The organism is Pseudodesulfovibrio sp. 5S69 (assembly GCF_037094465.1).
GTDB classification, from domain to species: domain Bacteria; phylum Desulfobacterota; class Desulfovibrionia; order Desulfovibrionales; family Desulfovibrionaceae; genus Pseudodesulfovibrio; species Pseudodesulfovibrio methanolicus.
Genome location: NZ_CP146609.1, coordinates 3,773,372 through 3,786,916, shown reverse-complemented (window position 1 = coordinate 3,786,916; position 13,545 = coordinate 3,773,372). Strand labels below are relative to the sequence as shown.

14 protein-coding genes are annotated in these 13,545 nt (G+C 55.5%); 8 read left to right on the top strand and 6 right to left on the bottom strand.

Annotation, left to right across the window (positions count from 1 at the left end; genetic code table 11):
• The first annotated feature begins 41 nt into the window (after window positions 1-41).
• The 6 genes from V8V93_RS17705 (at window position 42) to V8V93_RS17685 (ending at window position 3,897) form a co-directional block, all read left to right on the top strand.
• On the top strand, window positions 42-308 hold the full coding sequence (locus V8V93_RS17705) for an RNA recognition motif domain-containing protein (protein ID WP_338667968.1): 267 nt from the start codon (window positions 42-44) through the stop codon (window positions 306-308).
• Between the two features lie 412 nt (window positions 309-720).
• Window positions 721-2,199: a B12-binding domain-containing radical SAM protein gene (locus V8V93_RS17700; protein ID WP_338667967.1), complete on the top strand. Its 1,479-nt coding sequence runs from the start codon at window positions 721-723 to the stop codon at window positions 2,197-2,199.
• Between the two features lie 339 nt (window positions 2,200-2,538).
• Window positions 2,539-2,850, top strand: coding sequence for a LapA family protein (locus V8V93_RS19525; protein ID WP_422394379.1), 312 nt, complete (start codon window positions 2,539-2,541; stop codon window positions 2,848-2,850).
• Between the two features lie 65 nt (window positions 2,851-2,915).
• Window positions 2,916-3,362 (top strand): helix-turn-helix domain-containing protein, encoded by a 447-nt coding sequence (locus V8V93_RS17695; RefSeq protein WP_338667965.1) that lies wholly within the window; start codon window positions 2,916-2,918, stop codon window positions 3,360-3,362.
• Between the two features lie 63 nt (window positions 3,363-3,425).
• The gene (locus V8V93_RS17690; RefSeq protein ID WP_338667964.1) at window positions 3,426-3,638 is read left to right on the top strand and encodes a transposase; all 213 of its coding nucleotides are present in this window, start codon (window positions 3,426-3,428) and stop codon (window positions 3,636-3,638) included.
• Complete coding sequence (locus tag V8V93_RS17685) at window positions 3,553-3,897, top strand: transposase (RefSeq protein ID WP_422394426.1); 345 nt, start codon at window positions 3,553-3,555, stop codon at window positions 3,895-3,897. Before V8V93_RS17690 ends, V8V93_RS17685 begins: the two co-directional genes overlap by 86 nt.
• 57 nt (window positions 3,898-3,954) lie before the next feature.
• Here V8V93_RS17685 and V8V93_RS17680 read toward each other — a convergent pair whose 3' ends face one another.
• The 6 genes from V8V93_RS17680 to V8V93_RS17655 form a co-directional block, all read right to left on the bottom strand.
• The gene (locus tag V8V93_RS17680) at window positions 3,955-4,434 is read right to left on the bottom strand and encodes a hypothetical protein (protein ID WP_338667962.1); all 480 of its coding nucleotides are present in this window, start codon (window positions 4,432-4,434) and stop codon (window positions 3,955-3,957) included.
• 291 nt (window positions 4,435-4,725) lie between these two features.
• A complete protein-coding gene (locus V8V93_RS17675) occupies window positions 4,726-5,370 on the bottom strand; it encodes a cold shock domain-containing protein (protein WP_338667961.1) in 645 nt (214 codons plus the stop codon).
• Between the two features lie 58 nt (window positions 5,371-5,428).
• Complete coding sequence (locus V8V93_RS17670) at window positions 5,429-6,667, bottom strand: hypothetical protein (protein ID WP_338667960.1); 1,239 nt, start codon at window positions 6,665-6,667, stop codon at window positions 5,429-5,431.
• 193 nt (window positions 6,668-6,860) lie between these two features.
• The gene (locus V8V93_RS17665; protein WP_338667959.1) at window positions 6,861-7,121 is read right to left on the bottom strand and encodes a hypothetical protein; all 261 of its coding nucleotides are present in this window, start codon (window positions 7,119-7,121) and stop codon (window positions 6,861-6,863) included.
• A 21-nt stretch (window positions 7,122-7,142) separates the two neighbouring features.
• Window positions 7,143-8,387, bottom strand: a complete 1,245-nt coding sequence (locus V8V93_RS17660) for a hypothetical protein (protein ID WP_338667958.1) — start codon at window positions 8,385-8,387, stop codon at window positions 7,143-7,145.
• Between the two features lie 77 nt (window positions 8,388-8,464).
• On the bottom strand, window positions 8,465-9,043 hold the full coding sequence (locus tag V8V93_RS17655; protein WP_338667957.1) for a type III-E CRISPR-associated RpoE-like sigma factor: 579 nt from the start codon (window positions 9,041-9,043) through the stop codon (window positions 8,465-8,467).
• A 220-nt stretch (window positions 9,044-9,263) separates the two neighbouring features.
• Here V8V93_RS17655 and V8V93_RS17650 point away from each other — a divergent pair, with 220 nt between their 5' ends.
• Complete coding sequence (locus V8V93_RS17650) at window positions 9,264-12,293, top strand: CHAT domain-containing protein (protein WP_338667956.1); 3,030 nt, start codon at window positions 9,264-9,266, stop codon at window positions 12,291-12,293.
• 119 nt (window positions 12,294-12,412) lie between these two features.
• Window positions 12,413-13,261 (top strand): hypothetical protein, encoded by an 849-nt coding sequence (locus V8V93_RS17645; protein ID WP_338667955.1) that lies wholly within the window; start codon window positions 12,413-12,415, stop codon window positions 13,259-13,261.
• The last annotated feature ends 284 nt before the right edge of the window (window positions 13,262-13,545 follow it).

Genomic DNA, 13,545 nt, shown 5'->3' with positions numbered 1-13,545 from the left:
AAGGCGAACGTCACAATTCAAACAACACACAGGAGTTTATTATGTCCAAGAACATTTATGTCGGTAACCTCGCATGGTCCACCTCTGAAACTGAAATTCGCGATGCATTCGCAGCCCACGGAGAAGTCACTTCCGTCAAACTGATTGAAGACCGTGAGACCGGTCGTCCCAGAGGGTTTGGGTTTGTCGAGATGAGCAATGACTCTGATGCATTGGCTGCAATTGGCGATTTGGATGGCAAAGATTTTGGTGGCAGAAACATCAAGGTCAACGAAGCCAAGCCTCGCGTGGAACGTCCGCGCTGGTAGTTTTTCTACCACTATAACAGGCCATATAAACCGCTCCTCTGTATGAGGGGCGGTTTTTAGTTATCTTGGATTTCAATGTAAACCAGGGGGCAAAGCCCCACCATATCCCCAGTCAACCGAATATCATGACGATATATTTCGTACGTGCGACGTTGCCCAAAAAACAAGACCAAGCTTTTCTGGTGCTCGGCTTCACCGGGTGATCTGGCCCCGCCGGCTTTACTTGCGTCGTCGTCCGCGCAGGCAACGGCGAGAGGGATGGCGGGATCGACTCGGGTTCAAGGGATTATAAGCTATCACGCTTTACCATGTGGTGAGAAGCAAGGTGGACCCATTTCTGTTTGCCAAAAAAAAACACGATTTGAATTGTGGATTCCCATGATCGGAGTACTATGCATATGAGGTGAAAAGTATGAACGCTCTTTTGGTCTACCCTGCCTATCCCGATACATTCTGGAGTTTCAAAAGCATACTGTCCTTTGTATCAAAAAAGGCGGCTTTCCCCCCGCTCGGTTTGCTCACTGTGGCCGCCATGCTTCCCGTGGAATGGGAAAAACATCTGGTTGATACGAATGTCGCCCCTCTGGAAAACGCCGACCTTGAATGGGCGGACGTTGTCATGGTCAGCGCCATGTTGGTGCAGCTTCCCAGCGCGAGGAAAATCATGAAACGCGCCAGGGAGGCCGGAAAAACCGTGATCGCGGGAGGCCCGGCCTTCAGGTCGCATCTGGAGCAGTTTCCTGAAGTGGATCATTTCATCATCGGCGAATCGGAAACCGTCATGCCCGAATTCCTGCATGACTTCCAACAAGGGATGGCAAAGAAACACTACACGTCCTCCGAACACCCCGATTTGGCCCTCACGCCCATCCCCGCGTGGAACCTGTTGAGAATGAAGGATTATATCTCCATGTCGGTGCAGTATTCCAGAGGCTGCCCCTTTGATTGCGAGTTTTGCGACATTGTGGCCATGAACGGACGCCGCCCTCGCGTCAAAAATCCCGATCAAATGATGCGGGAGATTCAAAGTCTGTATGATGCCGGATGGAGGGAGTCCGTCTTTATCGTGGACGACAACTTCATCGGGAACATCGTCCGGGTGAAGGAGTTCTTGCCCCGGCTCGCCGAATGGCAGAGGCTGCACCATTACCCCTTCAAGCTCATGACCGAGGCCAGCGTGAATCTGGCACAGGACAATGAACTCCTGGAGATGATGAGCGCGGCGAACTTCCACAAGGTGTTCATCGGCATTGAAACGCCTTCCACGGAGAGCCTGGTTGAGTGCGGGAAAAAACAGAACGTAACCGCCGATTTCAGCTCGGCGATCAGGAATATTCACCAACACGGCATGCAGGTGATGGGTGGTTTCATCGTGGGTTTCGACAACGACACCTCGTCGATTTTCGGGCAGCAATTCAGATTCATTCAGGAGATCGGGGTCGTGACGGCCATGATCGGGGTTCTTAACGCGATGCCGCATACGAGATTATGGGCTCGGCTCAAATCCGAAGGGAGACTGCTTGGCGAATTGAGCGGAGAGAATACCGACGCCTGCCTGAACTTCGATCCCCGCATGGGATGCGAAACCCTGCTGGATGGATACAAGAAACTCGTGGGTGAGCTTTACTCTCCAAGGAAATATTATGAGCGGATCAGCACGTTTCTCTCTTCCTACGCGCCCACGGCACGGGGGAAAATGGTGCGGACGGATGTTCAGGCTTTCTTGAAAAGCATGTGGGCTGTCGGGTTCGCCTCACCTGCCCGCATCCTCTACTGGAAGCTGGTGCTAAAAACACTGTTGACCAAGCCCAAAGCTCTTTCCGCCGTGGTTGAAATGGCGATTCAGGGCTTGCATTTTGCCCGGGTGTCCCAGCGCATCATGGGTGTGTGAGGCAGCAGGGGAGCTGGGCCGGACGCCTCCTTCATGCCATCGGATGCGACTCTCATATGGAGAGGGCGCTGAGCATTATGACTTGTATATTCAGTGTAGGCAGTTACGTGATAACGCGACGGCGAAATTTGAAAATTCAAGATTGAAACCGTTGGTAACCGAATTCGACATCTTTACCAGGAGATATCCGATGGAAAAAACATGTGAAAACTGTCGTTACTATCTCTCGGTTCAAACTGGCTATAAAGAAGATGGAACATGCAGATTCTCCCCTCCAACTGTCTCTATGGTCTCGGAGTCGGCCATGGCCATCTGGCCAAGAGTGGCAAGAACTGATTGGTGTGGCCAATTCTCTCCAAAAATAAAGAAAGAATCTTAGCATCCACTCCGTATCAACCAAGGAGATCGTTGATAGGAAGCAAGTTCACAGCGTTTCGGGAAAAGGCCCACCTGGCCGTTTCCATTGCGCTCGTATTATTATCCTTGTTGTTTATTCTGCAAAACATTGAACAGACCCAGATATCATTTTTGTTTTGGACGATTTCAACATCACGTTCGATAATGCTTCTGGTCACCATGCTTGTCGGCGTCATCATTGGATTGGTTGCCGTTTTGGGAAAACGGGTTCATCCGGTTCAAGCGTACTTTTGACAAAATGAAAGGACATGGCGTCCACCCGATAATCATACCACTGAGCATCGGGAGGAGTAATCGCCATGTCCACGAGTTTCATCTACCACGCGTTCGGCCTGCGAGGCTACGACTACGGTCGACAGGATTTTATCGCAGGCAACATCATCATGAAAGTGCAGCCCGAGGATGACCTGATCTGTTGTCCTTGTTGCCGTTCCAGAGACATCATTCGACACGGCTTTGCTGAACGGTGGGTCCAGACTGTTCCTATCGGCTTTAAGCCAGTCTGGTTGGTCATTCCCGTACGGCGGGTAGGATGTCGCAATTGCGGCATTGTCCGTTTGATCGACATACAGATCGCCGAACCGAGGCGCTGGTATACGAAAGCTTTTGAACGGTATGCTCTCGCCTTGGCAAGGAAAACGACGATCCAGGATGTGGCTGACTTGTTTGGTGTTGGATGGGACACAATCAAATCGATCTTTAACCGGTATCTCTCTCGACGTTTTTCCAAGCCCAACCTGAACTAGCTCAAGTACATCGCCATCGACGGAATCAGCGCCCGCAAAGGACAGAAATACCTGACGCTGGTCATGGATCTCGAAAATGGCGCGGCCGTCTTTGTCGGAGAAGGCCGAAGCCGCGAAACACTTTTTCCATTCTGGAAACGTCTCAAGAAAACCAAAGCCAAGATCGCGGCTGTGGCAACAGATATGAACGCTGGCTACATCAGCGCGGTCGTGGAAAGTCTGCCCGAAACTCTGGTCACAGCCGGACAAGGCAACAGGGAAGAAGGTTATCGCTGACTGGATAGCCAGGGCCGAAGCCTTGAAAATCCGACCCTTGCAGGTCATGGCGAGGACGCTTGCAGCACATCGCTTCGGCATCCTTGCTTATTACGATCCCCCCATCTCATCAGGCCCCATCAGAAGGCACGAACAACAAGATCAAAATACGGCAGACAGGTCTACGGCTGCCGGGATACGGAATTCTTCAAACTCAGGATCATGGGCATCCATGAATCGAAGTACGCTCTATTCGGATGAACCCAAAAAAGGCGCTTGATCGAGCGCCTTTTTAGAGGGGTGTCTGGTTTCGGGTTTGCGTCGAGCGGAAAACGGCCTAGCTGCCGCCCATCTCTGTTTTGACGATGATGGTCCCGGATGTCTGCGGCACGAGGTAGACCGTCAGGCTGTTGGTTTTCAGCATAGAGGTCCGTCCAAGCGATCCCGCGTACTTCCAATCTTTGAATACGGTGTTTTTCAGTTCCATCGGGCTTTGGTTGGTGAACCAGATCCGCAGGTATGCATAGTTGGAGCCCTCTTTGTTGCCCCGGTTCGGTGCGGCGGTCGCAAAATTGATCTGGTCCCCGTCCGAGTAATTATTGACGATGACGGAATATACCGGGTGGTCGTCGATTGCATGCTTATTCCAAATTGTATTCGCCGAGTGCTCCCCATCTACTACGAATTCAGAAATTTCACGCATGGTTTTCAGGTTGGTGACCGATCCTTGCTCTTTCAGTTGTTGACAGGCCGCATCTTCCGCATATGCCGGTGCACAAAGCAGGCAAATAAGAAGTATTGTGTAGCAAAATTTCATATGTCCTCCTCAGGATTACTGGTTGAAATTTCCGTTTCTTGCATCGGTTTGTTAAAATTTGAGATATCTGACCTCGGGGTTGGCGTCTACAACTACGTTTTATTTCTCAAAGAGTTGACTGAGTGCCTCCTCCGTTGATCCGTGGTGCGGCCGAAGAAAAGATTCTTGAGAACAATCTGTAATGCGATCAGGAAGAGAATCGCAACTCGTCGTCCTATACGATTCCCGGCATTTTGTTCCGTCTTTTCGTTGCGAGGCCTTTCCCGTGCACCTTTCCGGGCCGCTCGCGGCTCAGCGGTAATCCCTGTTGATCTTCTTGTCGCAGTGGCTGACGAGCGCGTCCAGAACCTTCCGAATCCGCCGGGCCCACGCCGGATGATCGCGCAGATAATCGGCTATGGGCGGAGAGACCCGGTAGTAGACTCGCACCAGGATGTCGCCTGCCGGATTCGGCTGGAGGTAGTTGTCCCGCCAGGCGCGCAACGTGTTGGTGGAATCCGCGTCCGCGCCGTAGACGGCGGTGGCGATGAAGCATTTGCTCAGGTCCTGGTATCTTGTGCCGCAAAAAGGGCACATCGAATAGTGGGGCTGGCTGTTGCCGTATTTCAGATAGCTCCTGCGGAAGACAATCCTCGGCACCATTTTCCGGCCGCAGCCGGTGCAGGTGACCCTGTCGTCGTTCCGCTCTCTCGGGCTCTTGGGAACCGAGAGAATCGAGACGTTGTTCGCGCGCAATTTCCCGGCGTTGTTCCGGGTCGGCGTGAACGATACGGCGCTTCCGTTGGGCGGGAGTTCCGCTCCGCGGATGGCCTTTACGTTGAAATAGTAGTCGTCGTTGTTGCAGGTTATGAATCCGTAGCCCTTCTCATTGCTGAACCATTTGACCTTTCCCTTGAGGAGGGGAGCGTCTGGCTTTCTTTCCGTGTTCGCGTTCATTTTCATCCGATGTGCCTGGTTGATTGATTCCGGACCGTTGCCGAAATGCCGGGTTACGCTAGATCATGTCTTCCAACCGAAGGTATTGTTCGGCGAACATGGTTTTCTGCTGTCCGTTCACCGTGTAGTTTATGGCTACTGCGATGCGGAATCGCCTGTCCTTGTTCGTTATGTCCACCGGTGCATTGATGACGGACTGCATGTTGGACTGACGGCACAGGCTGTCTTCTTCCGACCGGGTTTGGGGCGCCAGTTGAATCGGGAAGTCGTGATTGGCGACGTCGTCATCAATGTAGAAGCGTTTGGAGAGGACATTGACGGAATCATTGGACACGTTTCGGATGTCATAGGCGAAACGCACCCAGGACTCCCCGGCCGAAACCTTTTTGACATCCAGGGCGATGTCCGCATTGGCGAAGGTTCGGTTAATGTGCCAACGCTTCGGGTGATACGCCAGGACGGTGATAACGGGCCTGACGGACCGGGTGTCCGGGGCGATGGCGAACGAGCGGGGGGAGACTTCGATATCGTAACGGCAGTTTTTGACGTCCTTGAGGGATATGGTCCCCATGTAGTCTGACCGGGCGTCCTGGCTGGCGGCGACCATTTCCGGGTAGACCAACTGGCCCCACTCCCCTTTGAACAGGCCGGTGCGGTCTTGAAAGTCCGGGGTGATTCGCACCGCTGCAAGGGCATTTCCCGTTGCATCGGCCTGGTTGGCGAAAGCGTTTATCTTCTCGATGAGCCTTGATTCCCTGCATGCTTCGACGACCGCGTCTTCATTCGATCTGACACTCTTGGAACCGATGCCTTTGGATCCGAGCAGCATGACCTGTAACGGCAGCATGAATGCTGATGTGATGGCCGAACCCGCCATATCCAGTTCGTAAAACTCACTGTTGCAGGGATGGTAGCGGTTCTGAATCCTGTCGTCGTCTTCCCGGCAAGCGGCCCAGACGACGCCTTTTTCAGAGTGACTCCTGGCGTAGCTGGTGTACACCGGCATGACCGCCGTGAGCGAATCGTTAAAGCCGAGCACTTCCTGATTCTCGTTTTGGGGGAATAGGCGGTTGGCGCTGATCTCGACGACTTTCCATGTTTGTTTCTTTTCGATAAGGGCATAAAACTTCGGCTCGAAACCTCTGTTGGTGGAATCCTTTGAGCTTTCCGCCTTGAAGACAATTCGGTAATTCTTGTCGTTCATCTGCTCGGGCGAGTTGTTTGCCGCCAATTTTCCCCCGGCCGTGTTGCAGCCGAAGAAGGCGAAGAGTATACATATCAATAGAGCCTTACGCATTGTCCTCTCTCTTTTGCTGTTGCAATTTTGAACGCCCGGCTTTTCCCTGTACCGTCCGCACAACCAGCTCCCCAAGCCGTATCCGTCCATGGTTTTCCATGCCGAGGGGCTTTTGGCCGGCGCTGCCCGGAAGGACGGTTATCCTTCGAGGCGCAACCGCACCGCAGAGATCGATCCCCGTTTTTTGCGGCGGCTATGTCCTGGAGCGCCAGAGTTCCTTGCCGCACTGCTTGCAGAGATGGGAGCTGACCTTGCCCTTGTTCCGGACGAAGATGTAATCGCCGCCACATGCCGGGCAGGAGATGAACTTGTTTCCATCGAAGGAACCGGGGTTGTTCGTCTTGAAGTCTTCAAACTTCTTCTTGTTCACCCACCAGGAGTAGAAACCCGTGTTGGCCCAGATAAGGTAGCCGATGACGCCGACGGTCAGGACGATTGCAGTTGGACTGTACATGGAGATACCTTTTAGGACCTGTTATAGTTGAAAAAATATAGTTACTGTATCCTGAGAACCATCTGACGTTCCATTTCGGATGGCGTCATCCAGTTCGGATGCCGACAGCACCCTTTTCGAAGCAACCAGAATGATGACCTCATCCTCTTCCGCTCTCACGATCCGCATGCGCTTCCCTTCATTCGGGAAGAGGTGGATTCCCTTGTCCAGCCTGCCGGAGAAGAGCAGTTCGCGCCTGTCCGACGATTCCTGGTGATAAATATGGATGTAGGCAGGTTCCTTCAGCATGAACCGGAGTTGAACGGCGTCGCCCGCTTTCGGCGGCGCATCTCCCGGCCTGCGGACATCCGGCTTGGCTTCCTCGCCGCCCCGGACCGTCAGGCCATCCTGGTAAACCAGCATTTCCATGGTCACGCCGATGGGCATGGGGTGGCCGTCCTTGCCGATCTGGGTGGAGAAGTAGATGCCGACCATAAGCGCCAGAGCGACCGCACCGGACACGGCGGGCATTCGGAACCATGAAATGATGCGGTCCATGATGCCGGGGCCTTCCTCGGCGGAGCGGCGGGCGCGTTCCATGTGCTGCTGTCGTGACACCTCGCCTGCGGCTTTCATGACGGAAGCGTGGAATTCGGCTTCTTTCATCAGGTGGTCCATGAGCGCGGTATCGGACTGGATGGCCGTCTGGACCGGGACGAGTGCTTCGGTTTCTTCCTTGGGAGCCGTCTTGTTCCAGAGTTCATCCCAGACCTGGATAATGCGTTCGAGGCTGTCGCTGTCGAAATCGAGCCCTTCGCTCAGCCAGGGGAAAAGGAAGTGGTTCTTTTCCGGGAGTCGGGTCCGCAGTTCCCGGCGAAATTCATTGAGGGGGATCAACCGGCAAAAGGGAAGATTGTCTATGTCCTCGGACAGGTCGAAGACGGCTTCCATGGCGATGTCTTGAGCATGGTCCGCCGGGGCAATGAGGCGGTCCGCGGCCTCACTGGCATAGTTGCCGAGATTGAACGCCGCCAGCAGGGGGGCGATGAGACCCATGTCGTCGGCATCCAGGCCGAGGGTGAGGTCGCTGTCGTATGCGTTTTTTGCTTTCGCCAGCATTTTCGCCAGCGGTTCGAAATCCGCTGCTTCCGGCAGGGGCGGCGCCTCGCAGGGGGCGTTGAGCAGGCAGCTCCTGCCGAATTCCAGAAAACGGCACAAGGCGGAAGAGAAGGCATGTTCCTTCATGAGGGCGGCTTCCGCTTTATGTATGTCAAAGGAGGCTGTCATTCATTTCTCCGTTTTCTGGTTTCAAGGCAGCGTTCAACCCAGGAGTCGGGCTGCTTCAAAAAAGGTGACAAGGTTACTTAAAAATCTTCCTTGCCCACGCGTTCCTTTATCCACTCCCTGCATCGCTTGATCTTTTGGTTTAACGAGTTGGCTTTCATACCCATGTCGTTTGCCATTTCCTTTTGTGTCCGGCCTTGCTGAAAATACTCGTGGAGGGAGAGAAACAGCTTGGCGCAGCTCTTCTTCGTCCCGTTGGCCATCTCTTTGAGTATGTCGACCAGACCGTCCAGGGAGTCGTCCTCCTCGTGGTCCTGTGCGATTCGGTTGTCGGCACCGGCGTCATATTCCACGAGCGTGATGTCGTAGTTCTTACGCAGGAGGTCGGTCATCTTGTTGTTGTAGATGCATTTGACCCAGGAAATGAGCTTGGCCCCACGACGGCCTTCGTATTGAGGGAAATTTTTGATGGCGCCCGCCACGGCGTCGGCGATGACGTCTTCACGGACCTGCGAATCGAAACGGGGATACTTGCGGGTAATGTCGATTTCAATGGTGCGCACGGCCTTGCCGAAAGCTTCGGTGAGGCCGCTTGGCGCGATGGGGCAGTCTCTACAGCCGGGGCTGCGGGTCAGGCAGTCAGTGCAAAAGTGAGCCACAGGTCGAATCCATTTTCCGTATGAGCCTCAACAGGAGATGCCGAGTCTCAAAAGTCGCGCGTTAATGTCATGCATTGCCGAAGGCTGCGACTCATTATTTCCAATGGCAGATGCCTTGATAGTACTGCGTCGAAACGGTATTTGACTCTTGTTTGTCAGTCAAGAATGCAATGAATATCTCGTGTTAATGTGAATAGCTATTAGAAAAAACGGAGAAGTCGTGCTGCAGCTTGGTGGCCCATATACATATCGACATTCGATCGCTTGTCTGCTCGGCATCTTCTTGGTGCTTGCCTCTTGTCCTGTCCGCGCGGCAAAGCTCCCCCAGAGTTTTTTTGCCGTCAAAGCCAAGATTCCCATGATCGCCCCCGAAGGGCTGCCCGCCAGGGATGCCGAGCTGTACGCGCAATATTACCAGGCGCTCCACGATTGGGATGGGGAGAAAGCGATTCCGATCATGAAGGAGCGCGTCGAGTTGGCGGAGAAGACGATGCCGCCCAAGATTCGGGCCCTTCTCTTGGCTGAATATGGCCAGTTGCTCTTTTCCATGGGGGATCCGGATGAAGGCCTCAAGGCGGCAATGCAAAGCGTCGGGCTGTTGCAAAAACTCGACAACCAGGGACGGCGGACGGTTTCCTTCGCCTTGATCTATGTCTGCCGGGACAGATTCCTCGCGGGCGATCTGGCGGCCGGGGAGGCTCTCCAGGGACCGTTGTTCCAGGAGTTGAAGACCACCCTGCCGTCTCAAGTTTTTTGGAAGGTAGACCGGATGTTCCTCGGTCAGGTCTTCAACGCCTATCGGATACGGCAGGTGTTGTCGGATAAACGCGTGGCCGTGATGGAGTCCTGGCTGTTGGCAAAGCCGGATCAGATTGACCTGAGATTCGAGAGTGAGATCAGGCTGCTGCTCTCCATCCAGTACCGCATTCGCGGCGACCTCCCGAGGATGGAGAAGCACCTGGAAAGGGTACGTTCGATCTGGGAGAGCGTGTATGGCAAGGAGCACGTTAAACTGTATCAATACCATGCGCTGCTGGGTGATTTCTATTTTGAGTTGGGCGACTACGGGGCCGCGCAAGCCGAGTACGAAAAAGGGCTGGGCATGGCCGGTCGGCATTTCCCGCCAACCGACATGCGCGTGACGGGCCTTCAGGTCCGCCTTGCCAAAGTTCTGGCGGTGTTGGGGGACGTGACTGGAGCAGAACAGCTCGCCGGAACCGTTATCGATGGAGTAGGCAAAAGCCAAGGGCAACCCTCTTACGACGTGTCCAAGGCCTATTCGGTGCTCGCCCGGATTGCCGCAGCGAATAATGATTTTGATAGGGCGTACATGTTGCGGAGGCAATCGAAGGAGATTGCCGATCGGGTTATCCCTGCCGGACACCCTGAAAAGATGGTCGCCGAAATGGTCTATGCGGAAGACGTCTTGGCATTCGGGCATCCTGATGAAGCTGCCGACAGCGCAAGGCAAGTCATTCAAGCATGCAAGGATATGGGAGGAGAGGGAAATCTGCTGACGGTCCGCGCCCTGTCCTGTTTGGGACAGGCACAGATAGCGCAGGGACAGGTCCGGAAGGGGGATGCAACGCTCCTGAAAGCCGAACGCGTCGGGCTGGAGCAGGCCGATATGATCCAGTCGCTCCCTTCCGAGGCGCAACGCAAAGCCTACTACGCGTCTTCCATGCGGAATATCCGTTTGTTGTTAGGCCGGGATGAAGGGGGAGCGTCGGCCGAGGTCCTCTACGGTATCTGGCTCAATCGCAAGGGGGCGTTCTTCGATTCTCAGGTCCGGTACAGGCGGGCGCTTCGAGGCAAGGAATCGGAACGGGTTGAAGGGCTTGTCCACGCGTTGTCATCCGTGCGGCGGCAGTTGGCGTATGCGGCTTACAGCCTGCCTGACGAAAATACCTCAGGTCGTCAAATCATGGAAGAACTGCTGGCCGAGCGCGATTCCCTGAAGGCCGATCTGAACCGGCTGGCCGGAGGGGGCGACAAGCCGGTCGTGTCCGTGAAGGACATCTCTCTCCCCGCGCACAGCGCGTTGGTGGATTACGTTTACATCGAGCCTGAGGGGGGGCGTCCCGGCAGCTACCGGGCTTTTGTGGTGACCCCGAAAAGCGGCGTCCATTTGATCGCCCTTGGCGACGCGTTGAAAATCGATAAGGCCGTGGCGGCCTGGCGCGACGAGATCGTCAAAGGGAATGAAGCGGACGTAGCCGTTTTGGGCCGCCTTTCCCGGACGTTGCGCTCCTGGCTCTATGATCCCTTGGCAAAGGTCGTCGGTGACAGCCGCCATCTACTTGTGGTTCCTGACGGTCGGGTCCAGACCGTGCCTCTCGAAGTGCTCCGGAACGAGGATGGCACCTACCTCGTGGAGCGGCATCGCGTTTCCTATCTTACGACGGCCAGGGAATTGGCCGGGAAAGAGAGGCGGGAGGCCTCGTCGGGCAAGATCGTGATTGTTGCCAACCCCGACTTCGGCGCGCAAGCCGGAGAAGCCGTCCAAGTCGAGTCCCGCATGACGTCCCCGGGGGATGGCGGCGGAGAGCGTCTTTCCCTTTCCCTGAAGCCGCTGCCCGGAACGGAACGTGAAGGCCGGGCCATTCAATCTCTCGTTGGAGAAGAGGGGGTCCTGCTCACCGGCGCAGAGGCGAGCAAGTCGGCCCTGTTCGGAATGAAGCATCCCAAGGTATTGCATCTGGCCACCCATGGTTTCTTCTTTTCCGGCGAAGACAAACGGCAGGCGGCGGGACGCCGGACCCTCGTCATGGAGGAAGGGCCGACGGTGTCCGCGGATGCGTGGCTGTCGCCGGGAGCCGGCCCTCTTCTGCGGTCCGGACTCGTGCTGGCCGGAGCGAATGAATCCAGGCGCGGCTGTCGGCTGTCGGGTACCGGGATCCTGACTGCGGAGGAAGTGCTTGATATGGACCTGGCCGGGACGGAACTCGTGACGTTGTCGGCGTGCGATTCCGGTTTGGGGGCTATTGCGGATGCCGATGGCGTGTATGGCTTGCGGCGTTCGTTTCGGCAGGCCGGGGCGCGGAACCTCGTGGTCAGCATGTGGAGTGTCCCGGATGAGGAAACGGAGTTGATGATGGTTGATATGTATGGCCGCCTTCTGAAGGATGGACGTTCCGTCGGTGAGGCGTTTCAGGGGGCTTTGCTGGATCGGTTGCACGCTGAAAGAGCTGGGGGGAGAGCAGGCAATCCGTTCTATTGGGCCGGTTTTGTCCATTACGGTACGGATTGATCGGGAGCAGCCGGTTGACGTGATTTTTCTTTGTGCGTGTCACCTTTTTGGTGATGCCCCGACTTCTCATGCAGAGGGCCGTGATGACGGCCGGAAACCAACATAATGAGGAGACTGCAATGAAAAAGATCGTCACCCTTGTCTGCCTGATGCTCATGTCCGTTCTCGCCTGCGGTTGCGGAGTGAAGAATACGGCCCGAACGTACACCACCGATTCGGGTTTTCAGGGGAGCGTCCCCTGCTTCGAAGGGAAACGGGTCGCCGTACTGGCCCGCTGGTCGCCCGAGATACCCTCGGAACCGGCCGGGACCAATCCCTACATCGTCACCGGCCGCCAGGACGTCCTCGGGCGGACGAACAACAGCGGCTCCAAGCTGAATGAAAGTGAAGGCGGCAAGTCCGTCCTCGCCGCGACGCAACTCGAAAACCAGTTTCAGTACATGCTGGCCGACGCTATCGAAGACGCGGGGGTTGCGGGCGATCTGGTCGTGGTCAACCGGAATGCGTTCAACGGGATGACGGACATGGATCAGATAAACGCCGAAATGAGGCGCATGGAAGGAGTTATTCAACGACAGCTCGCCGCGGACGGGTACGACTACTATGTCGTAACTTCCAACCGCCGGAAACTGCCCGGCGCCAAGTCCATCCTGGAAATCGACGGGCACAACGGAAGCGAGGCCATCCGCGGCATCCTGACTCTGGGACTCGACGCCCTGGCCGCTTCCGATACGGATACCCACACCTACACTTGGGACCGCGATATCAGGGTTGTCAGACTGGTCGACGGGAAGACCGTGTACGAGAAAACCTTCCGCACGAACGAGACCCGGGACATCGAAGTCCATGAGGGGAGCTTCGTGAAGTTTCAGAGCAAGTTTGAGGAAACGGCCAAGTTCCAAACGGATATCCACAAGAAGGAAGTCCGCATCGTCCTTACGGATATGGCCGATCGGATCAAATCCTAGGAGACCGGCCACGCCCGGCAGGCATCCTGCCGGGCGTGGGACCGACGTCCGTAAATTCCGAAGAGATGTACTTCCGAACCCTTCCGGCGGGGGAGGGCGACACAATCAGCCGACGCTTGCGCCGCCAAGCAGCGAGAAACCAAGGCTTCCTTTTGGGGAGCTTTTTTCTCATGGGCGGCTTTGCGTCGCCGTTTCGGGGGGATTACCGTGATTACTCCTCCCGATGCTCAGTGGTATGATTATCGGGTGGACGCCATGTCCTTTCATTTTGTCAAAAGTACGCT